The organism is Rhodanobacter sp. FW021-MT20, assembly GCF_041107475.1.
Lineage (GTDB): Bacteria > Pseudomonadota > Gammaproteobacteria > Xanthomonadales > Rhodanobacteraceae > Rhodanobacter_A > Rhodanobacter_A glycinis.
The window spans coordinates 181,720-203,897 of record NZ_JBGBPX010000003.1 but is presented as its reverse complement, the minus strand read 5'-3'; the positions used below and the strand labels follow the sequence as shown (position 1 = coordinate 203,897).

Genomic DNA, 22,178 nt, shown 5'->3' with positions numbered 1-22,178 from the left:
TCAGACCGCTGCGCTGAGCTGGCGGATTTGTTCGTCGAGAATGCGGTGGTTGTCGGCATAGTCGATGGCGAGGTCGATCAGGTGCACGCCGCCCTGCGCGTAGGCTTGCTGCAGGGTGGGCAGGAACTCGTCGGCGCAGGCAGGGCGATGGCCGTGCGCGCCATGCGCTTCGGCGAACATCACGAAATCCGGGTTGCCGAACTGCATGCCGTAATCGGCGTGCCTCATCTCGGCCTGCTTCCAGCGGATCATGCCGTAGGCGTCATCGCGCAGCAGCAGGATCACCAGGTCGAGCTTCAGCCGTACCGCGGTTTCCAGCTCCTGCGCATTCATCATGAAGCCGCCGTCGCCGCAGATCGCCAGCACCTTGCGTTCGGGGAACACCATCTTCGCCGCCATCGCCGAGGGCAGGCCGGCACCCATCGTGGCCAGCGCGTTGTCCAGCAGTACGGTGTTCGGCTGGCGGGCGCGGTAGTAGCGTGCGTACCAGAGTTTGTACATGCCGTTGTCCAAGCACAGCACGCCATCGTCGGGCATGGCGCGGCGGGTATCGGCGACGATGCGCACCGGGTGCATCGGGAAACGCGCGTCGTCGGCGTGTTCCTGCAGTTGTTCGTGGAATGCGTGGCGCACCTTGTCGAAATAGTCGAAATTCCAGTGTTTCTGTGGTTGCAGCGCGTCGGTGAGCCGTTCGATGGTGTGCGCGATGTCGCCGACCACCTCGATCTGCGGGAAGTACACCGTATCCACCTCGGCCGAGGCGAAGTTGATGTGGATCACCGTGCGCCGGCCCTTGCGCATGAAGAACGGCGGCTTCTCCACCACGTCGTGGCCGGCGTTGATGATCACGTCGGCAGCGTCGATCGCGCGGTGCACGAAATCGCCATCGGACAGCGCGGCGTTGCCCAGCCACAGCGGGTGGTCCTCGTCGACCACACCCTTGCCCATCTGGGTGGTGAAGAACGGGATGCCGAGCTTGTCGATGAAGTCGCGCAAGGCCACCGCCGTGCGCTGGCGGTTGGCGGCCGCACCGATCATCAGGATCGGATGGCGCGCCGCGCTGATCGCTTCGGCCGCCTGCACCAGCGCGGCGTCATCGGCCGAAGGGCGGCGGGCGTACTCGGTGGGCAGCAGGATCGCGTCGCCGACGTCGTCGCGGGCAATGTCCTCGGGCAATTCCAGGTGTACCGCGCCGGGACGTTCCTCCTCGGCGCGCCGGAACGCTTCGCGCACCCGCGCGGGGATCGTCGGCGCGGAAACCAGCTGGCGCGTGTACTTGGTCAGCGGCTGCATCATGTCGACCACGTCGACCAGCTGGAACAGCCCCTGCTTGTGCGTGCGGATGGGTTTCTGGCCGGTGATCATCAGCATCGGCATGGCGCCGAGCTGGGCATAGGCCGCGGCGGTAACCAGGTTGGTGGCGCCGGGGCCGAGCGTGGACAGCGCCACGCCGGCCTCGCCGGTGAGCCGGCCCCAGGTGGCGGCCATGAAGCCCGCGCCCTGTTCATGGCGGGTTACCACCAGCCGGATCGACGATTCGCGCAGCGCCTCCACCAGGTCCAGGTTTTCCTCGCCCGGTACGCCGAAGATGCAAGACACGCCTTCGGCTTCCAGGGCCTTCACGAACAGTTGCGCCGCTTTCATGCGGACCTCCGTCGATGGAAAGGTTGCAGGATGCGGCAGTGTGCGTTCAGTCCACGTGAGACCGTTAGCGTGCAGGCTCAGTCGGAATCCGGCTCGACCCGCAACGGCAATTCGCCATCGGCGAGGCGAGCGCGCAATTTCGCGTCGGCGGCCACGCCATGGGTCGAGCGCAGCACCTTGCCATCGGCATCGAACAGGATCGCATAACCGCGCTCCAGCGTGGCCAGCGGGCTGACCGCGTGCAGGGCGCGGGCGGATTGCTGCAAGGTGAGGCGGTCGCGTTCCAGCCGACGCTCGATCGACTGGCGCAGGCGCTGCGCCTGTTCGGCGAGCTGACGTCGCAGCAGTTGCAGGCGTTGTTGCGGATGCCGGGCGAGCAGACGTGCGTGGACGCGATCGAGTCGCGACTGACGCTGCTGTTGCTGTTCGCGCAGGCTGCCAAGCAGGCGGCGGTGCAAGTGGGCCAGTCGTTCGCGATCGCGCGCCAGGCGGGCCTGTGGACGCTGTGCCTGCAGGCGCGCGAGCAGGTGGTCGACGCGCTGACCATGACCTTGCAGGCGGCGTTGCTGCAGGGTGGCCAGGCGTTGTTGCAATTGGTAAAGGTGGCGGCCGAGTGCCTGTGCATCGGGCACCAGCAATTCGGCCGCGGCGGAGGGCGTCGGTGCGCGCAGATCGGCGACGAAGTCGGCGATGCTGAAATCCACCTCGTGGCCGACGGCGGAAACCACCGGCACCGCGCTGGCGTGGATCGCGCGCGCCACCGCCTCGTCGTTGAAGGCCCACAGGTCTTCCAGCGAGCCACCGCCGCGGGTGAGCAGCAGCACGTCGTAGCGTGCGCTGGCCGACGCTTTTTTCAGCATCGCCACGATCGCCGGCGGTGCTTCGCGGCCCTGCACGGGGACCGGCAAAATGTCCACGTCGGCCAGTGGCCAGCGGCGCGACATCACGCTCAGCACGTCGCGCACGGCTGCGCCGGTAGCCGAGGTGATCACGCCGATGCGGCGGGCAAAACGGGGCAGGGGACGTTTGCGGGCCGGGTCGAACAGGCCTTCGGCATCAAGCTGCGCCTTCAACCGTTCGAACTCGCGTTGCAGGGCACCTTCGCCGGCCGGTTCCATGTGCTCGGCGACCAGTTGGAATTCGCCACGCGGTTCGTACAGGCCGACGCGCGCACGCAACAACACCTGCATGCCGTCGACCGGCTTGAAGCGCAGCGCGACGGTTTTCGGACGGAACATCGCACAGCGCACCTGTGCGCCGCTGTCCTTCAGGGTGAAATACATGTGGCCCGATGCCGGGCGCGCCACGTTGGACAGTTCACCTTCGATCCACACCAGCGGTAGCGCGTCTTCCAGCAGTCCCCGCACCAGCCGGTTCAGCGTGCTGGGGGTGAGGATGTGGCGCGGCGTGGCCGGTTGGTCGTCGGACGGATGCATGGAGGCGGGAGACTAGCATGGATCGCTTGCGGAACAGCAGCTTGGGTGGGTCTGTGGAAGTGCTTTCTCATGAACAGGGCTGTGCCCGACAAGGGCCGGTCCGCGTGGGCGAACGCTAATCCGCCTCGCCGACATGCCGGCGCCGGTTGCGCCGATGCTGGCGCCACAGCCGGATGCCGAGGTTGAGTGCGAACCACGCCGCGAGCAGGCCCAATGGCCAGGCGATCACGGCGGGCCAGAGAATGGCCACGATCGCCAGCACGAGCAGCAACGCAGCCCCGCCGAGCAGTGGGCCGGTGGCGGTGTCACCCAGCACGCGGTGATCGCTGAGCGCGGCACCGACGGTGTTGGCAATGCGCAGCGCACCGGCAGCGGTGCGGCCGGAGCTGCCTCCGCCCTTGCGCGGATGCGGCGGCCGGGCCTCGCTGCTCTGCACCTTTTCGCCGCGCCGCCGGCGGCGCGGCGCCAGCACGATTTCGGTGGCGTTCTCCAGGTCGCGTTCGTACTGCGTGGCGAGCTGGCTGGCGAAGCCGGCATCTTCCACGGCCACGTCGATTTCGCGATTGCCCAGCCAACTGGCGATGTTGAGATTGGACGAGCCGACCCGCGCCCATTGGCCATCGGCCACGGCGGTCTTGGCGTGCAGCATCGAGCCGTTCCATTCGAATACGCGGATGCCCGCCTTCAGCAGCGGGCGATAGCCGGAACGGGACAGGCTGCCCACGGCGGGAATGTCGCTGCTGCCAGGCACCAGCAGGCGCACGTCCACGCCGTCGCGCGCGGCGGAAACCAGCGCCTGCACGTAGGGCGCCATGCCGACGAAGTAGGCGTCGGTAAGCCATAGCGTGCGGCGCGCCATCGCGGCAATCAGCTGGTCGAGCCGGTACATGCCGGCGGTGGACGGATGGGTGGCGATCACGCGCAGCGCGATGTCGCCGGCAATGGCCGGCACGGATTGTTCCTGCGCAAGCTCGGGCAGCGGCGGCCCGACTTGGCGCCAGCTGTCGGCAAACGCCGCGGCCAGTTCGCCCACCGCCGGGCCTTGCAGCGCCACGCCGGTATCGCGCCAGGGCGGCACGCCACGGTCGGCATCGCCCAGCCATTGCGCACTGATGCATACGCCGGACAGGAAACCGTGCTGTCCATCCACCACCAGCGTCTTGCGATGATCGCGACTGATCCAGCCGAACGACTGGCCCAGTTGTGGCGGATTGAACACGCGCACCTCGCCGCCGGCATCGCGCAGCGGTTTCCAGAATGCGGCACGTGACTGACCCAGGCAGCCCATCCAGTCGCAGATCACGGCCACCAGCACGCCGTCGCGGGCGCGGTCGACCAGCGCATCACGGAAACGACGGCCGACGTCATCGTCGCGGATGATGTAGTTCTCCAGCAGCACGCTGTGCCGCGCCTGTTTGATCGCCTGCAGCCACGCCGTGTAGTTGGCCTCGGCATCGATCAGCAACTCCACCGCATTGCCACCCAGCAGCGGCGCCCCGGCGGCGCGGCTGAGCGCCTGCTCGGCCAGCAGACGGTAAGGCGAGGATGCGGTAAGCGGGGAAGGTGGCATGCAGCGAAGTGTAGGCCATGCATGGCGAGGCTCATGTGCAGGAATCGTGCACGTTGTGGTGGACAACAAGGGCACCTCGAACAACCTCCTTGTGCAGGAGCGCAACCTGTGCGCGAACGCTTTTGGCGAGGTATCGCGAAAGGCCAATCGCGCACGGGGTGCGCTCCTGCCCGGCTTGGGCCGGGTTTCGAGGCCGCCATCAGGGTGGTTCAGAGGTTCCTCCGTGGTGTGCGCCGCGTCGCAACCACGACACCAGCGTGAACGCGTGGCGCGTTCGCCATCACAAGGGTTCTGGCATGATCGGGCCATGTCACCGGATCAACGACTTGCCGATACCGATGCCTGTGCCCGCCTGATCGTCGAACGCGTGGGCGCGGACCTGCGTGTGGCCGCGCCGCTGGGACTGGGCAAGCCGCACGGGCTGCTCAATGCGCTGTACCGGAGGGTGCATGCGGACACCTGGCGGTCGATGACGCTGTACACCGCGTTGTCGTTGACCCGCCCGCAGCCGAAACCGGGCCTGGAAGCGCGCTTCCTGCAGCCGTTTCTAGACCGGCATTTCGGCGCGGACTGCGAAGATCCGCAGTATGCGCTGGACCAGGCCCGCGGCACGCTGCCGCCGAACGTGGCCGTGCACGAGTTCTACCTGCAGTCCGGCGCGATGCTGCATTCGGGCAGTGCGCAGCGCAGCTATATCAGCCAGAACTACACGCACGTGGCGCGCGACCTGGTGGTGCAGGACATCAACCTGCTGGTGCAACTGGTGGCGCGGCGCGAGACACCGGCGGGCGTGCGCTACAGCCTGTCGTGCAATCCCGATCTCACGCTGGATTTCCTCGATCGGCTGAAGGCCGCCGGCAAGCCGCGTCCGTTGTGCGTGGCGGTGGTGCATCCACAGTTGCCCTACCTGAGCGGCAACGCCGAGGTGGCGGAAGACTTCTTCGACATCGAGTTGGCGCCCGCCGCGTCGCCGCCGCTGTTCGCGTTGCCGCGCCAGCCGGTGGACACGGTCGAATACGCGCTGGGCCTGCATGCCAGTGCGCTGGTGAAGGACGGCGGCTGCCTGCAGATCGGCATCGGCGCGCTGTCCGATGCACTGGTCAAGGCCTTGCTGCTGCGCCATCAGGACAACCGGTCATGGCGTGCGGCGTTGCAGGCGCTGGATTCCGGTCAGACCACGCATGCCGCAGCCGCGCATTACGGCGGACTGGATGCGTTCGAAAGCGGGCTGTACGGCGCCAGCGAGATGGTGATGGACGGCTTCATGCACCTGCAGCGTGCCGGCATCCTCAAGCGGCGCAGCTGGGACAACATGGCACTGGAACGCGCCTCGGCGGCCGGCCGCCTGCCCGCTGACGTGCCGGGTGGACATTACCTGCGTGGCGCATTTTTCCTGGGCACGCGCGAGCTGTACGACTGGCTGGCTGCGACCGAGGCGGCCGATCCCGACGCCATCGACATGTGCCGTGTTTCCAACGTCAACCAGCTTTACGGCGATCACCAGGCGCTGGCGTCGCTGCAGCGTCGCGGCGCGCGTTTCTTCAACACCTGCATGATGGCGACGCTGCTCGGCGCGGCCGTGTCCGACACGCTGGAAGATGGCCACGTGGTCAGCGGCGTGGGCGGCCAGTACAACTTCGTGGCGATGGCGCACGAATTGCCTAACGGGCGTTCGGTGCTGCTGCTGCGCGCCACCCGGCAAGGCAGCGCCGGCGTGCAAACCAATATCCGCTGGAACTACGGCCAGACCACCATTCCGCGCCATCTGCGCGACCTGGTGGTCACCGAATACGGTGTAGCCGATCTGCGCGGCAAGAGCGACAGCGAGTGCATCGAAGCGATGCTGTCGATCACCGATGCCCGCTTCCTCGATGCACTGGCCGCCGAAGCCAAGGCGCACGGCAAACTCTCGCTGGACTTCCACATCCCCGACGCCTGGCGCCAGCACACGCCCGAACACCTGCGCGAAACATTGGCGCCATGGCGCGAGCAGGGACTGTTGCCCACATTCCCCTTCGGCAGCGATTTCGACGAAGTGGAGCAGCGCCTGCTGCCCGCGTTGAAGTGGCTGCAAGCCGAGGGCGCCACATGGCGCGGACGCTACCGTTTGCTGCGTGCCGTGCTGCAGCGGCGAGAACCTGCTGCCGGGGAAGATGAAGCCCTGCTACGGATGGGGTTGCAGGCGCCGGCGACCCTCGGCGAGCGCCTGCAGCGGCGATTGTTGCAGGCTGCGCTCCGGCATTGAGTGCGGGGTGTTCAGGTTGCGTTAGCGGCGCTTGCGAAAGGCGCGACCGAGATACTGGATGACCAGGTGTTCGTCCATTGGAAGTGCTTCCAGCTTTCGTTCTATTGCCTTGACGGAGATGTACCGCTAGCGTGCCGCCATCTTCGATGTCGGGGGTTCCGTCCGCCTGCCGGCGGCCGGGTTCATTTTCTCGCTCGCCCGAGAAAACGGAACCAAAAGAGGGGCCCCCTGCGTTCGCGCCCACCGGCTCTGCGAGCCGGCGGGTCCGCGCCCGGCTACGGGGGTTCGCCGACAGGGCATCGGGCAACTGCGTCCTGCGTTGCCTCAACTCCGGCATCCATGCCGTCGCCTGCCCTGGCGTCGAACTGGCCGGCATCCATGCCGACCACCCTGCGGGCCTGATCCTCCGCCGCGCGCCGCTTCTCGAAGGGGATGAAAACCGCACACCACAGCGCCAAGTTCGACCACACGCGTCCGCTCTTCCTACCCCTCAGTTTTCGGTGACGGCGCGGCGTGGCCGTGCGTGTAACAGGAAGTGTCACGCAGGTTCCAAACACCTCGACCGATCAGGCTTGTAGGGTCGGCGGGTCCCATCAGGCCATTTCTCTGGGTTACGTCTCTTTGGGCCAGCAAAGAGAGGTAACTCGGGCGCCGGCAGGCGCTCGAAAGCCCGCTGCAAGCGAGCCAGCCATCGACCACGCCAATGCGAGCGAAAGCCCGCCGCAGGCGAGCCACCCATCGATCACGTCAGAACGAGCGAAAGCCCGCCTCAGGCGAGCCACCTATCGACCACGTCAGAACGAGCAAAAGCCCGCCGCAGGCGAGCAACCGATGCGCAAGCACCTCCCGAAAACAATCAAACATATTCAATCGAGTATCCTTGTAAGCATCGCCACACCAAGTGGCACCCCAACATTCCCAGTCGACTGATCCATGAACGAATTTCCCCCCCAGCAACCGCGTCCGGCCGAGCCGGCGGCCCGTCGTCCCAGCGTGGGCGTGCAGATCGGCAAGGTGAAAGTGGGTGGTGGCGCGCCCATCGTGGTGCAGTCGATGACCAACACCGACACCGAGGACCCGGCAAGCACGGCGAAACAGATCGCCGAGCTGGCCCGTGCCGGTTCCGAGCTGGTGCGCATCACGGTGAACACGCCGGCGGCCGCGGCCGCGGTGCCGCACATCCGCGATCGCTTGGCGATGATGGGCGTGGAGGTGCCGATCATCGGTGACTTCCACTACAACGGCCACCAGTTGCTGGAACGCGAGCCGGCCTGCGCCGAGGCGCTGGCGAAATACCGCATCAATCCGGGCAACGTCGGTTTCGGCAAGAAGCACGAAAGCCAGTTTGCCTCGATCATCGAAAAGGCGATCCAGTACGGCAAGCCGGTACGCATTGGCGCCAACTGGGGTTCGCTGGACCAGTCGATGGTGGCCCGTCTGATGGACGAGAACGCCACTCGCGCCGAGCCGTGGGACGCCTCCCACGTGGCGCGCGAGGCGCTGATCCGTTCGGCGCTGGATTCGGCCACGCGGGCCGAGGAACTTGGCCTGCCGCGCGATCGCATCATCCTGTCGTGCAAGGTCTCCGGTGTGCAGGAGCTGATCGCGGTGTACCGCGACATTTCCACGCGCTGCGATTACGCGTTGCACCTGGGCCTGACCGAGGCCGGCATGGGCTCGAAGGGCATTACCGCGTCCAGTGCGGCGCTGGCGGTGCTGTTGCAGGAAGGCATCGGCGATACCATCCGCATCTCGCTTACGCCGGAACCGGGTGCCTCGCGCACCGGCGAGGTGATCGTGGCGCAGGAGCTGTTGCAGACCATGGGACTGCGCTCGTTCACGCCGCTGGTCACCGCCTGTCCGGGTTGCGGCCGTACCACCAGCGAGTTCTTCCAGGAACTGGCCAAGGTGGTGCAGGAGCACGTGCGCGAACAGATGCCGTTGTGGCGGGTGAAGTACGACGGCGTGGAAAACCTCACCCTGGCGGTGATGGGCTGCATCGTCAACGGGCCGGGCGAATCCAAGCACGCCAATATCGGCATTTCGCTGCCCGGCAATGGCGAGGCGCCGGCGGCCCCGGTGTTCATCGACGGCGAAAAGGCGATGACCCTGCGCGGGGATAACATTGCCCGTGAATTTGTGGGCATACTGGACGAGTACGTAGCCCGGAAGTATGTGGCCCGCGCGGACTGAAGCGCGAACAACGGCACACCAGCGGGCCTGGGGCGATGGCAGGATGTCGGCTTTGCGTGGATGCGCATGTAAGGGGGCATGACGTTGACGACCAGTCCGCAATTTCGCACCGCGTCCATCTACGTGGTCATCGCCGTCGTCTGGATCTGGTTTTCCGATCGGGCGCTTGAGTGGATGGTGCATGACCCGCAGCGGCTCACCTGGTTGCAAAGTCTCAAGGGCTGGTTGTTCGTGCTTGGCTCGGGCGTGCTGCTGTACGCGATGGTCGGGCATGCCGTGCGTCGGCTCGCCGTCGCCAATGCCGAGCTGGTGGCCGGCAACGAGCAATCATTGCGCGTGCTGGTGGAGGCGATGGATGCGCGGCACAAGGAAACCAGCGACCATTCCGACCGCGTGACCCGCATGTCGGTGGGGCTGGGACGACTGGCCGGCATGAAGGATGAAGCCTTGCGCAACCTGCGCTTCGGCGCGTTGCTGCACGACATCGGCAAGCTGGCGTTGCCCGATGCCATCCTGATCAAGCCGGGCAAGCTCGACGAGGCGGAAACCACGTTGATGCGCACGCATCCGAAGATCGGGCACGACATGCTGCAGAAAGTGGGCTTCCTGCGTGCCGCCTCCGACGTGCCATACAGCCACCACGAACGCTGGGATGGCGCCGGTTATCCGCAGGGCTTGCGTGGCGAGGCGATCCCGTTGGCGGCGCGCGTGTTCAGCGTGGTGGACGTGTGGGATGCACTGAGCCATCCGCGCGTGTACAAGCCGGCATGGCCGCAGGACGAAGTGATTGCGTACCTGCGTCAGGTGGCCGGCTCCCAACTCGATCCGCACCTGGTCGCGTTGTTCCTGGACCATCTCGACGAACTGAAGCTGCTGGCGCATGCCGAGTCCGGCGCGCCGTCAGGTTCCTGACAGCAGATCCTGTGCGGGTCGGGCGGCGCCATCGCTCCAGCTGCCTTCGACGAGCGGGAGCGCCACCAATTCGCGTACCCGGGCAAGGAAGTCGATGCGCGGAATCTCCCGTGCACCGAGTGACAGCAGGTGCGGGTTGACCACCTGCGCATCGAGCAGCGGGAAGCCCCACTCGCGCAATCGTGCAGCCAGCGCCATCAGCGCGACTTTCGAGCCGCCGCTTTGGCGACTGAACATCGATTCGCCGCAGAACAATCGGCCGACCGCCACGCCGTAGATGCCACCGACCAGGTGGCCGCCATCCCATACTTCGACGCTGTGTGCGTGGCCCTGGGCGTGCAGGGCGGTGTAGGCATCCATCATCGCGGGAGTGATCCAGGTACCGGGTTCGTCTTGACGTGGTTCGGCGCAGGCTTCGATCACTTCACGGAACGCGCGGTCCACGCTGACGTGCCAGGACGTGCGCGCCAGCAGTCGGCGCAGGCTGCGGTTCGGTTTCATCTCGCCGGTATCGAACACGCAACGCGGATCGGGCGACCACCACAGGATCGGCTGGCCTTCGCCGTACCACGGAAAGATCCCCCGCGCATAAGCCTCCAGCAGGCGCTGCGGCGAGAGATCGCCGCCGAAGGCGAGCAGGCCGTTCGGTTCAGACAGGGCGCGCGCCGGATCGGGAAAGCGGTCCGGTGCGTCGTCTTCAAGCAAGGGCAGGTGGATCATGATCGACGTGAACGGTTTTGCTTACTTGCGGACGAAGCTGCGCATGGTTTGTCCTTGCGTGGTGCGGAACACCTGGGGGCGCGGCATGCCTTCATCGGAGGCGATGAACACAAAACGGTCGCCATCGAGCGTGTAGATGGCGGGAAGAGGCTTGCCTGCATCCGATCCCATCGAGTCCGTCCAGGTGATGGCCTTGGGGGTTGCCGAGGCATCGATCTCGAAGCTGCCTTCCAGCAACAACCCGCCCTCGATGGTGCGCACCTCGAAGTGCTGGCCACGGATCACGGTGATGGCCCCGGGCGCGCCATGGATGTCGGGCGGATTGGCTACCCCGTTTTCCTCGAAATCGACTTGTTCCCATGTGCCCTGCAAGGCGGCAAGGTCGCGCGCGGAAGCGTCGGCGGCAAACGTGTCGTGGGTGTGCGGCATGTGCATCCTTATCGGTAGCTGGGGCCTTCTCGCATGAAGACCGCTGCATGATGCCACGTCAGCGCTTGGCGTATGGCGTGTGCGTGAGCAAGGTTTCGGTGTAGGCGGCCATGTCCGCGGATTCGTGTTCAAGCGCTTTCTGCACAGCCTCGCGGAAACCCTCGTGCACCAGGTAGTGGCGGGAGTGCGTCGTGGCCGGCAGGAAGCCGCGTGCCAGCTTGTGCTCGCCCTGCGCACCGGGTTCGAAACGCTGCAGCTTGTGCGCGATGGCGTATTCGATGCCGCGGTAGTAGCACAGTTCGAAATGCAGGCCGGGCACGTCGATGGTGGCGCCCCAGTAGCGGCCGTACAGAACGTTGTCGCTGTGCAGGAACAACGCCATCGCCACGATTTCGTCACCGTTGCGCGCCAGGGCGAGTTGCACGGTATCGCCCAGCTCGCCGAGACGGCTGAAGAAAGCGGTGGTCAATGCGGCGTGGTTGCCCCGGGCATCGAAGGTGGCCTGGTACAGCGCATGGATCTGGCGCCATTCGTCCAGCCGCAATTCACGGCCGGCGCGCCATTCGATGTCCAGGCCGCTGCTGGCGACGCGGGCGCGTTCGTGATGGATGTTCTTGCGCTTCTTGTGGTTGAGCGTGGCAAGGAAATCCTCGAAGTCGCGCCAGCCGCGGTTGTGCCAATGGAACTGCACATCGGTGCGTGCGAGCCAGTCCATGTCGAAAGCGGTCGCTTCGCGCTCGGTGAGGAAATTGGCGTGGACCGACGACAGGCCGCGCTGCTCGGCTTCCTCACGCATAGCCTCGACCAGTGCACGTTGCAGGATCGGTGCCTGCAGTGCATTGTTGCCGGCCAGCAGGCGCGGACCGGGTACGGGCGAATACGGCACGCCGCAGAGCAGCTTGGGATAGTACTGGCCGCCGGCGCGTTCCCACGCGCTGGCCCAGCTCCAGTCGAACACGAACTCGCCGTGCGAATTGCCTTTCAGGTACAGCGGCGCGGCGGCCACCAGGCGGTCGCGTTCGTACAGCCCGAGGTGATGGGCCTGCCAGCCCCATTCGGGGCGCACGCAGCCGTCGCGTTCCAGTGCGTGCAGGAACGCGTGCGAGACGAACGGATTGTCGTCCGGCCGAAGCGCGTCCCAGTCGGCCTGCGGCATGTCGGCGACATGGGCGTGGAAGCGTGTGGTGAGCGTCATGCGCGATCAGTCTTTGCCGGTCGCCGCACCGACGGGAATGGCCTCGAGTTCGCGCCGATCCCGTTCCAACGGCAAAGCCTTTGCGGCCAGTTCCAGCGCGCGCGAGGCATGCTGCCGCACCGGTGATTCGAACGGGGCGAAGCCGAGGCCGCCAAGCGTGGCCAGTGATTTGCGCAGGCGAATGCCGACTTCCAACATGCCGCCCGCATCGCGCGACAAGGGCGCGAACACGTCATCGAAGCAGTCGCCCACGGCAAGCGGCGGCACATGGATGCGCCCGTGGCGTGTCGACGGGGTGTCACCGTTTTCGGCCTGGCGCGCCCATTGGCACAACAGGCGGGTGACCGTACCGAGCACGTCGATCGCGGTGCCGGGATCATTGACGGCGGGCGATAGCGCGCGTTGCGCGATTTCGGTGAGCACCACGAAACCGAAGCGTGGATCCTGGCGGAAGTCGCGCCCGTCGCCGATCACGAAGGCATCGGCCAGGCGCTTGCGCAGCTCGTCGTCGACCTTGCGCGAGGCATGGACGACGGCGCGTCCCGGGGCGGCATAGGTTCCGGCGGGCGCGTTGACCCACAGTTCCAGCGACTGCTCTTCGGCGATGGCCTGCAGCAGGCCGGTGTCGATGTATTGCACGTAACCGATGCGGTCGCTTTCCACGGCATGCGTGCCTGCGGGAACGGCCTTGCACGGCGTGCCGCCCAGCCATGGATCGCGCAGGTGTTGCTGCATCGCTTCGCGCGTGGCGCGTTCGACGCGATTGATGGTTTCGCCCACGCGGCCCAGCCGCGAAAGCTGGTCGATCCAGCGCAGCAGGGTGATCACGATGACCACGATCAGCACGACGGTGGCGGCGAACAGCACCAGGCGACCGCTGTCGCCGTAGATGCCGGCGCTCAGGGCGATCAGTCCGACGATGCTGAACAGGAAAGCGCCGATGAAACTGGCCAGGGCGCCTTGTGCCGCCGAATCCTCGATCAGCAATTTGGACGCGCGCGGCGTGGCGCTGCTGCCGGCAGCGACGTACGACGTGACCATCGTCGATAGCGAGAAGGTGGTGACGGCCAGCATGCTGGACGCCAGGATGCCCAGGATGTTGCCGACGGCGTCGGCGCCGATGCGGGTGGCAAGGCCCTCCGGCAGCCACGGCCGCAGCAGCGCGCCGAGTAGCGCCGAGGCCACGCCGAAGACGCCGTAGAGCGTGGCGCGGAACCACATCCGGCGGGTGAACTGGCTGCCGATAAAAAGCCATTTGGCATGCATCGCGTCGAGTCCCTGGCTGGCGAGGAATCAGGCCCGGATGTCGACCGAGGTCGCAGGGCCGGGCTGTCCGGGCATGGTACGACGGCGGCGTGCAACGCCGGATGACGCGGCGTGGGTGATGGCGGGCCGCGCCCGCCATCACCGGGTGGTTCAGGCCGGGGTCTGTTGGTCCAGCCAGCGTTCGGCATCCAGCGCAGCCATGCAGCCGAAGCCGGCCGAGGTGATCGCCTGGCGGTAGACGTGGTCGGCCACGTCGCCGGCGGCGAACACGCCGGGCACCGAGGTCATCGTGGCCATGCCTTGCTGGCCGCTGTGGATCTTGATGTAGCCATCGTGCATGTCGAGCTGACCTTCGAAAATGCCCGTGTTCGGCGTATGGCCGATCGCCACGAAGAAGCCGGTGGCTTCGATCTCGCGGGTGGCGTCGGAGTTGACGTCCTTCACGCGCACGCCGGTGACGCCGCTGTCGTCGCCCAGCACCTCGTCGATGGTGTGGTTCCAGACCAGCTCGATCTTGCCGGCGGCGGCTTTCTCGAACAGCTTGTCCTGCATGATCTTTTCGGCACGCAGCTTGTCGCGGCGATGCACCAGGTAGACCTTGCGGCAGATGTTGGCCAGGTACAGCGCTTCCTCGACCGCGGTGTTGCCGCCGCCGATCACCACCACGTCCTGCTCGCGGAAGAAGAAGCCGTCGCAAGTGGCGCAGGCCGAGACGCCCTTGCCCTTGAACTTCTCCTCGCTGGCGATGCCCAGGTACTTCGCGGTGGCGCCGGTGGTGATGATCAGCGCGTCGGCGGTGTATTCGCCGGAATCGCCCTTGAGCCGGAACGGGCGCTGCTTCAGGTCCGCCGTGTGGATGTGGTCGAAGATCATCTCGGTGTTGAAGCGCTCGGCATGCTCGGCCATGCGCTGCATCAGCGCGGGACCTTGCAGGCCCTCCACGTCACCCGGCCAGTTGTCCACGTCGGTGGTGGTCATCAACTGGCCACCCTGCTGCAGACCGGTGACCAGCGTCGGCTTCAGGTTGGCCCGGGCGGCATACACCGCGGCGGTGTAGCCGGCGGGGCCGGAGCCGAGAATCAGCAGGCGGCTGTGTTTGGAGGTGACGCTCATTGGACAGGATCCTCGGGTGTGCAGGCAGCATGAATGGCCAATTCCCCGATGCCGTGCAAGCTTGCGCCGGGGCATGCGGGTAAGGCTGGAACCCGCAAGAATGGGGAAGTCCGGCGGCTGATTCAAGGCGCAATGGGTGGATGCTGTCAGGATGTGCCATGGCCGTTGCCGCCGGGGCGGCGCCGGCGGCCTTGTTCCTGGCCGTTTCCGCCGCGATTCGGGCGGCGGCCGGATATCCGGTGCCTGCCATGGTTCCCGGCCGCGGAGCGCGGGAATCCGTGCCGGCGGCGTTCGGGGAGTGCGTACGGTCTTGCCGGGCATGGTTTAATCGTCCCGTATCCCAGAGGAAAGTCATCACGGTGCCGCGTAGCGCAAACGCAAAGAAAGAAAAGGAAAAGGCCGGCTTGAGCGAAGAGCTCAAGCGCCGTCTTCGCGAGGCCGGCGCGCTGGTGCTGCTGCCGCTGGCGCTGTTCCTGCTGGTCTGCGTGGCCAGCTACGACGCGCGCGACCCGGGGTGGTCGCATGCCGGGTCCGCCGGGCATGTGCACAACCTCTGCGGCACCGTGGGCGCTTACATCGCGGACTTGCTGCGCTACCTGTTCGGCGGCGTGGCGTACTGTTTCCCGTTGCTGCTGCTGTTCCTGGGCGTGCAGGTGCTGCGCCACCATGGCGAGCGCAATGCCCAACCGTGGGAATCCTCGTTGCGGCTGGTCGGCTCGGTGTTCTTCTTCGTTACCGCGCCGGCGTTGTGTACGCTCAATTTCCCCGCCAGCAACATGTTGCCCGAGGGCGCCGGTGGCGTAGTCGGCCATGCGGTGAGCTACGGCATGGGCCGTGCCTTCGGCAACGAAGGCGCACCGTTGCTGTTGCTGGCGATATTCCTGATTGCGGTGACGCTGGCCACCGGGTTGTCATGGTTCCGGGTGATGGACTGGACCGGGCAGGGCGTGGTGCGCGCATTGGCCTGGGCCGGTGGCAAGCTGCGCCGGATGCCGGACCAGCTGGCGGCGCGCCAGGCCCGCGCCGAGCGCGAGGTGGTCAAGAAGGTCGACGCGGTGAAGCAGGCCAAGCGCGAGCCGGTGCGTATCGAAACGCCGCCCGCGCCGGTGGCGAAGAGCGAGCGCGCCAGGCTGGAAACGCAGATCCCGTTGTTCAGCGGCGCCTCGCAGCCCGGCGAGCTGCCGCCGCTGTCGCTGCTTGACGAGGCGCCGGATCAGGGGCCGGGTTATTCGGAAGAAACGCTGGAAGTGCTGTCGCGCCAGGTCGAGCTGAAGTTGAAGGATTTCCGCATCGAGGCCAAGGTGGTCGGCGTGTACCCCGGCCCGGTGATCACCCGTTTCGAGCTGGAGCCCGCGCCGGGCATTCGCGGCTCGCAGGTGTCCAGCCTGGACAAGGACATTGCGCGTGGCCTGTCGGTGGTCAGCGTGCGCGTGGTCGACGTGATTCCGGGCAAGAACGTGATCGGCCTGGAAATTCCCAATACCCGCAAGCAGATCGTCTACCTGTCCGAGATCCTGCGTTCGGACAAGTACGACCAGATCAAGTCGCCGCTGGCGCTGGCACTGGGCAAGGACATCGGCGGAAAACCCGTGGTGGTGGACCTGGCCAAGATGCCGCACCTGCTGGTGGCCGGCACCACCGGTTCGGGCAAGTCCGTCGCGGTGAACGCGATGGTGTTGAGCCTGCTGTACAAAGCCAGCTACAAGGATGTGCGGCTGATCATGATTGACCCGAAGATGCTGGAGCTCTCGGTCTACGAGGGCATTCCGCATCTGCTGGCACCGGTGGTCACCGACATGAAGGAAGCCGCCAACGCGCTGCGCTGGTGCGTGGCCGAGATGGAGCGCCGCTACAAGCTGATGGCCGCAGTGGGCGTACGCAACCTGGGCGGTTTCAACAAGAAGGTGAAAGAGGCCGAGAACGCCGGCCAGCCGCTGCTGGACCCGCTGTTCCGGCCCAATCCCGAAATGCCCAACCTGGCGGCCGAGCCGCTGGAGCCGCTGCCGAACATCGTGGTCATCATCGACGAGTTCGCCGACATGATGATGATCGTCGGCAAGAAGGTCGAGGAGCTGATCGCCCGCCTGGCGCAGAAGGCGCGTGCTGCCGGCGTGCACCTGATCCTGGCCACCCAGCGCCCGTCGGTGGATGTGATCACCGGCCTGATCAAGGCCAACATCCCCACCCGCATCGCGTTCCAGGTGTCGTCCAAGATTGACTCGCGCACGATTCTCGATCAATCCGGCGCCGAAGCATTGCTTGGCCACGGCGACATGCTCTACCTGCCGCCGGGCACTGCCACGCCCGAGCGCGTGCATGGTGCTTTCGTCGACGACCACGAGGTGCATGGCGTGGTGAACTGGCTGAAGGCCCAGGGCGAGCCGCAGTACGTCGAAGGCGTGCTGGAAGAAGTGCAGGCCACGTCCGACGGCAAGTTCATCAACGATTCCGGCCTGCCGCAAGACGGCGAGGAGGGCGGCGATGCCGATGCCCAGTTGTACGACAAGGCCGTGGCCGTCGTCACGCAGACGCGCCGCGCCTCGATCTCCGGCGTGCAGCGCCATTTGCGCATCGGCTACAACCGCGCCGCGCGGCTGGTCGAGCAGATGGAGCAGGATGGTGTGGTCAGCGCTCCGCAGCACAATGGCAACCGCGAGGTGCTGGCGCCACCACCACCGAAAAATTGATGAAACACCGATAGACGCCCGTTGTTCCCAGCAATTCCGTAGGAGCCCGCTGGCGGGCGATGCTTTTACAAGTTTTCGAGAAGAGCATCGCCCGCCAGCCGGCTCCTACAGGTCCGTTAAGCGATGACTGGCCACAATTCAACGTCATTGCCGTCAGCAGGGAATCCGATGAAACGCTTCATGCTCGCCGTTACCGCCGCGCTGGTGCTGTCGCTGAGCGCCGGGGCCCAGGCCGCTTCCGGTCCCGCTCGTGCGCGACTGGATGCTTTTGCGCACGACCTGCACTCGCTCACCGGCCAGTTCACCCAGACGCTCACCAACGTCGACGGCCAGCCTGGGCAAACCAGTTCCGGCACGCTGGCATTGGAGGCGCCGCGCGAATTCCGCTGGGATACGCTCACGCCGTACAAGCAGACCATCGTGGCCGACGGCAGCCGGGTATGGATGTACGACCCGTCGCTGGAGCAGGTCACCGTGCGCAAGCAGAGTACCGAGGAAGCGCACAGTCCGCTGACCGTGCTCACCGACGTCTCGCAACTGGACAAGAACTTCAAGGTGGTCGAAAAGGGCGAGCACGACGGCCTGGTCTGGCTGCGGCTCACGTCCACCGCGGCCAATCCGCAGTTCGACTATGCGGACCTCGGCTTCGACGCCAACGGTTTGGCCCGCATGACATTCCGCGACCAGCTCGGCTCGACCACCAACATCCGTTTCTCGAACTGGAAGCGCAACGTGGCGATTCCCCCGCAGACATTCAACTTCACGCCGCCCAAGGGCGCCGACGTGATCGGTGACCTGCCGGTGATCAGCACTCAGCCGTTGAAGGACTGACCACCGATGCCCGTGCTGCGCCAGTTGCCGCGCTGGGCATGGTTCGGCGGCGGTGTGCTCGCCTTCATCGCCGGTATGGTCAATGCCGCCGGTTACCTGGGTTTCCGGCACCAGTCGATCAGCAACATGACGGGCAACACCAGCCTGCTCGGCATCTCGCTGGGCACCGGCAACGGCGGCGAAGCATGGCACTGGGCGCTGACGATCGCCTCGTTCGTGCTTGGCGCCGCGCTCAGCGGCTTCATCGTGCAGCAGAGCACGCTGAAACTGGGGCGCCGCTACGGCGTGGCGCTGACGCTGGAATCGCTGCTGCTGTTCGCCGCCGTGCCGCTGCTGGATGCGAACAGTTCGATCGGCCTGTACTTGGCGTCGATCGCGGTCGGCCTGCAGAACGGCATGGTCAGCACCTACAGCGGCATGGTGTTCCGCACCACGCACGTGACCGGCATCTTCACCGACATGGGCATCTACCTGGGGCAGATGCTGCGCCGCCTGCCCGTGGACATGTTGCGCCTGCGCCTGTGCGTGCTGGTGGCGACCACCTTCATGCTCGGCAGCGCGGCGGGTGCGCTGCTGTTCCGCCTGATGCAGGAACGCAGCCTGCTGATTCCCGCCGCCCTGACCGGCGCCTGCGGGCTGGGTTACAGCCTCTATCGCCAGTACCTGGTGAAAACGGTGCGGATTCCCGACTGAGCCGCGCGCGATCGGCGCGTTATCATGCCGCCCATGTCCTTCCCGTCATCGTCTTCCCCCGACCTTTTCGCCGGCAATGAGCCCGAGTCGCTCAAGCCGCTGGCCGAACGCATGCGCCCGCGCGATCTCGACGAGATCGTCGGCCAGCGCCGCCTGGTGGGGGAGGGCAAGCCGCTGCGCCGGGCGCTTGAAGCCGGTCGCGTGCATTCGATGGTGCTGTGGGGGCCGCCCGGTTGCGGCAAGACCACCCTGGCCCTGCTGATGGCGCGCTATGCCGACGCGGATTTCCGCGCGATCTCGGCCGTGATGTCCGGCTTGCCCGATGTGCGCAAGGCACTGGCCGAGGCCGAGGCCAACTTCGCGCGCGGCCGGCGCACCGTGCTGTTCGTCGACGAAGTGCATCGCTTCAACAAGGCGCAGCAGGATGCCTTCCTGCCGCACATCGAAAAAGGCGTGATCCTGTTCGTCGGCGCCACCACCGAGAACCCCTCGTTCGAACTCAATTCGGCGTTGCTCTCGCGCTGCCGCGTGCATGTGCTGGAAGCGCTCTCGTCCGGGGACATCATCGCTGCCCTGCGCCGGGCGCTGGATGACGGCGAGCGGGGCCTTGGCGAACAACAGTTGCAGATCGACGACGCGTCGCTCGAGTCCATTGCCCAGGCGGCTGACGGTGATGTGCGTCGTGGCCTGACCCTGCTGGAGATTGCAGCGGAACTGGCCGAAGATGGCCGTATCGACGAGGCCACCCTGGAGCAGGTGCTGGCCGATCGCACGCGTCGTTTCGACAAGGGCGGCGAGCAGTTCTACGACCAGATCTCGGCGCTGCACAAGTCGGTGCGCTCGTCCGATCCGGATGCCGCGGTGTACTGGCTGGCACGCATGCTCGATGGCGGCTGCGATCCGGCCTATCTGGCCCGGCGCATGACCCGCATGGCCGTGGAAGACATTGGCCTGGCCGAGCCGCGTGCATGGCGCATGGCACTGGATGCCTGGGATACCTACGAGCGCCTGGGCAGCCCGGAAGGCGAACTGGGTCTGGCTCAGCTCGCGATCTGGCTAGCCGTTGCGCCCAAGAGCAATGCCGCCTACAAGGCCTGGAACCAGGCGCGTGCCGCGGTGCGCGAAAGCGGCACGCTGGAGGTGCCGATGCACCTGCGCAATGCACCGACCAAGCTGATGAAGGGGCTTGGCTACGGCAAGAACTACCAGTACGACCACGATGCCGAAGGTGGCGTCGCGCTCGATCAGCAATGCCTGCCCGATGCGCTGGATGGCACGGTGTTCTATGAACCGGTCGAACGCGGGCTGGAGCTGAAATTGCGCGAGAAACTGCAGGCTCTGCGCGCGGCACGCCGGGAAGCCCGGCACAAGTCGTAAGCTTCGTCCGGATGTGCGCCGCATTGCGGGTCACCGGGTGGGCGGCGATAATCAAGGGCTACGCACGTCATTCGGATCACACCCATGCTGGACCCCGCCCTGTTGCGCTCGCGCCTTGCCGAGACCGCCGAACGCCTCAAGCAAACCCGCGGTTTCGACCTCGATGTCTCTGCCGTCGAAACGCTGGAAAGCGAGCGCAAACGGCTCTCGACGGAGACGCAGGATCTGCAGAACCTGCGCAACACGCGTTCCAAGGCGATCGGCCAGGCCAAGTCCAAGGGTGAGGACGTGGCGCCGCTGATGGCCGAGGTCGCCGGCATCGGCGACAAGCTGAAAGCCAACGAGCAGGCGCTGGCCGAGGTGCAGGCGAAACTGGCTGGCATCGCGCTGGGTATCCCGAATATCCCGCACGAATCGGTGCCGGTCGGCAAGGACGAAAGCGACAACGCCGAGATCGCACGCTGGGGCACGCCGCGCACGTTCGACTTCAAGGTGAAAGACCACGTTGAACTCGGTGAGCGTCATGGCTGGCTCGACGGCGATGCCGGCGCCAAGCTGTCCGGCGCACGCTTCACCGTGCTGCGCGGCCAGCTTGCCCGCCTGCATCGTGCGATCGCCCAGTTCATGCTCGATTTGCATACCGGCGAGCACGGCTACCTTGAGTGCAACGTGCCGGTGATCGTCAACGCCGACAGCATGCAGGGTACCGGCCAGTTGCCGAAGTTCGAGGATGACCTGTTCGCCACCGAAGTCGGCGAAACGAAGCGCTACCTGATTCCTACCGCCGAAGTCTCGCTGACCAACCTGGTGCGCGACACCATCCAGGAAGCCGACGCACTGCCGCTGCGTTTCACCGCGCACTCGTTGTGCTTCCGCGCGGAGGCCGGCAGCTACGGCCGCGATACCCGCGGCATGATCCGGCAGCATCAGTTCGAGAAGGTCGAGATGGTGCACATCGCCCGTGCCGACCAGTCACATGCGCAACTGGAAGAGATGGTCGGCCACGCCGAGGCCGTGCTGCAGAAGCTCGGCCTGCCCTATCGCAAGATGCTCCTGTGCAGCGGTGATATGGGCTTCACTGCGGTGAAGACCTACGACTTGGAAGTGTGGCTGCCCAGCCAGCAGACCTACCGTGAAATCTCCAGCTGCTCCAACTGCGAGGACTTCCAGGCGCGTCGTCTGCAGGCGCGCGTGCGCAACGCCGACACCGGCAAGCCCGAACTGGTGCATACCCTCAACGGTTCCGGTCTTGCAGTGGGGCGTACGCTGATCGCGGTGATGGAGAACAACCAGAACGCGGATGGCTCGATCACCGTGCCCGACGCGTTGCGGCCCTACATGGGCGGCGTGGAGCGCATCGCGTGAATGCGCCGGCGCCCGTGCAAGGTCGCTGGAGCAAGGTGGAGTTCTACGCCAGCTATTTCCTGATGGTGGTGCTGGCCTCCGTGATCCTCACCCGGCTTGGGTTCGCCGAAGTATGGTCGGTGCCGCGGCTGGACATCGTGCTCGGCGTGATCGCGCTGGTGCTGATGGTGGCCAGCGTATGGATTGCGCGCAGACGTCGCGGCCTGCGCCTGCTGATCGTCGGCTACGCCGCGGCGACCCAATTGCTGCCGATGACCTTCCGGCATCCGGAGATCCTGCTGCCGCTGATCGGGGCATTGATCCCGGTCGCCATCGCGATCTGGGCATTGGTCGCGCTGTCGCGCAAAGACCTGCACGAGCGCCGCACGCCCGGTTCCTGATAGCATTGCGCGCCGCGGAGTCGCAGACGAAGCGTGGTTTTCGCGGGAGGGCAGGAAGCCCGGAATCAAACTGCCGTAGGGGCGTACGCAGTACGCCTGTTCGCGCAGACAAACGCCAGAGA

General features: G+C 66.1%; 17 protein-coding genes. 9 read left to right on the top strand and 8 right to left on the bottom strand.

Annotated features, from left to right (window positions below):
* The 3 genes from AB7849_RS05845 to AB7849_RS05835 all read right to left on the bottom strand — a co-directional run bounded on the left by AB7849_RS05845 (position 1) and on the right by AB7849_RS05835 (position 4,650).
* Positions 1–1,644 carry an acetolactate synthase large subunit gene (locus tag AB7849_RS05845; protein ID WP_369500700.1) on the bottom strand — a complete coding sequence of 548 codons (1,644 nt, stop codon included), beginning with the start codon at positions 1,642–1,644 and terminating at the stop codon, positions 1–3.
* 77 nt (positions 1,645–1,721) lie between these two features.
* Positions 1,722–3,080 (bottom strand): exodeoxyribonuclease VII large subunit, encoded by a 1,359-nt coding sequence (gene xseA / locus AB7849_RS05840; protein ID WP_008209733.1) that lies wholly within the window; start codon positions 3,078–3,080, stop codon positions 1,722–1,724.
* Between the two features lie 115 nt (positions 3,081–3,195).
* Positions 3,196–4,650 (bottom strand): phospholipase D-like domain-containing protein, encoded by a 1,455-nt coding sequence (locus AB7849_RS05835; protein WP_369500699.1) that lies wholly within the window; start codon positions 4,648–4,650, stop codon positions 3,196–3,198.
* A 307-nt stretch (positions 4,651–4,957) separates the two neighbouring features.
* Here AB7849_RS05835 and AB7849_RS05830 point away from each other — a divergent pair, with 307 nt between their 5' ends.
* From AB7849_RS05830 to AB7849_RS05820, 3 genes are all read left to right on the top strand, one after another.
* Entirely contained in the window at positions 4,958–6,895 is a 1,938-nt protein-coding gene (locus AB7849_RS05830; RefSeq protein WP_008209727.1) for an acetyl-CoA hydrolase/transferase C-terminal domain-containing protein, read from the top strand.
* A 933-nt stretch (positions 6,896–7,828) separates the two neighbouring features.
* Positions 7,829–9,088: a flavodoxin-dependent (E)-4-hydroxy-3-methylbut-2-enyl-diphosphate synthase gene (ispG, locus tag AB7849_RS05825; RefSeq protein WP_008213714.1), complete on the top strand. Its 1,260-nt coding sequence runs from the start codon at positions 7,829–7,831 to the stop codon at positions 9,086–9,088.
* Positions 9,089–9,166: 78 nt separating this feature from the next.
* Positions 9,167–10,000, top strand: coding sequence for an HD-GYP domain-containing protein (locus AB7849_RS05820; RefSeq protein ID WP_008213713.1), 834 nt, complete (start codon positions 9,167–9,169; stop codon positions 9,998–10,000).
* Here AB7849_RS05820 and aat read toward each other — a convergent pair.
* The 5 genes from aat to trxB form a co-directional block, all read right to left on the bottom strand.
* Positions 9,989–10,720, bottom strand: a complete 732-nt coding sequence (aat, locus tag AB7849_RS05815) for a leucyl/phenylalanyl-tRNA--protein transferase (protein ID WP_008213712.1) — start codon at positions 10,718–10,720, stop codon at positions 9,989–9,991. The two genes, AB7849_RS05820 and aat, sit on opposite strands and share 12 nt — an antisense overlap.
* A gap of 21 nt (positions 10,721–10,741) precedes the next feature.
* Positions 10,742–11,149, bottom strand: coding sequence for a TIGR03067 domain-containing protein (locus AB7849_RS05810; protein WP_008213711.1), 408 nt, complete (start codon positions 11,147–11,149; stop codon positions 10,742–10,744).
* Positions 11,150–11,207: 58 nt separating this feature from the next.
* Positions 11,208–12,344, bottom strand: coding sequence for a GNAT family N-acetyltransferase (locus AB7849_RS05805; RefSeq protein WP_369500698.1), 1,137 nt, complete (start codon positions 12,342–12,344; stop codon positions 11,208–11,210).
* 6 nt (positions 12,345–12,350) lie between these two features.
* Positions 12,351–13,610: a DUF2254 domain-containing protein gene (locus AB7849_RS05800; RefSeq protein WP_008213709.1), complete on the bottom strand. Its 1,260-nt coding sequence runs from the start codon at positions 13,608–13,610 to the stop codon at positions 12,351–12,353.
* A gap of 150 nt (positions 13,611–13,760) precedes the next feature.
* Positions 13,761–14,723: a thioredoxin-disulfide reductase gene (gene trxB, locus AB7849_RS05795; RefSeq protein ID WP_092705288.1), complete on the bottom strand. Its 963-nt coding sequence runs from the start codon at positions 14,721–14,723 to the stop codon at positions 13,761–13,763.
* 359 nt (positions 14,724–15,082) lie between these two features.
* Here trxB and AB7849_RS05790 point away from each other — a divergent pair, with 359 nt between their 5' ends.
* From AB7849_RS05790 to AB7849_RS05765, 6 genes are all read left to right on the top strand, one after another.
* Positions 15,083–17,410 (top strand): DNA translocase FtsK, encoded by a 2,328-nt coding sequence (locus AB7849_RS05790; protein ID WP_037101044.1) that lies wholly within the window; start codon positions 15,083–15,085, stop codon positions 17,408–17,410.
* A 168-nt stretch (positions 17,411–17,578) separates the two neighbouring features.
* Positions 17,579–18,241 carry an outer membrane lipoprotein chaperone LolA gene (gene lolA, locus AB7849_RS05785; protein WP_008213705.1) on the top strand — a complete coding sequence of 221 codons (663 nt, stop codon included), beginning with the start codon at positions 17,579–17,581 and terminating at the stop codon, positions 18,239–18,241.
* 6 nt (positions 18,242–18,247) lie between these two features.
* On the top strand, positions 18,248–18,934 hold the full coding sequence (locus tag AB7849_RS05780; RefSeq protein ID WP_008213703.1) for a YoaK family protein: 687 nt from the start codon (positions 18,248–18,250) through the stop codon (positions 18,932–18,934).
* Between the two features lie 33 nt (positions 18,935–18,967).
* A complete protein-coding gene (locus AB7849_RS05775; protein WP_008213701.1) occupies positions 18,968–20,311 on the top strand; it encodes a replication-associated recombination protein A in 1,344 nt (447 codons plus the stop codon).
* An 84-nt stretch (positions 20,312–20,395) separates the two neighbouring features.
* Positions 20,396–21,676: a serine--tRNA ligase gene (gene serS, locus AB7849_RS05770; protein ID WP_008213699.1), complete on the top strand. Its 1,281-nt coding sequence runs from the start codon at positions 20,396–20,398 to the stop codon at positions 21,674–21,676.
* The gene (locus tag AB7849_RS05765) at positions 21,673–22,056 is read left to right on the top strand and encodes a hypothetical protein (protein WP_008213697.1); all 384 of its coding nucleotides are present in this window, start codon (positions 21,673–21,675) and stop codon (positions 22,054–22,056) included. Before serS ends, AB7849_RS05765 begins: the two co-directional genes overlap by 4 nt.
* The last annotated feature ends 122 nt before the right edge of the window (positions 22,057–22,178 follow it).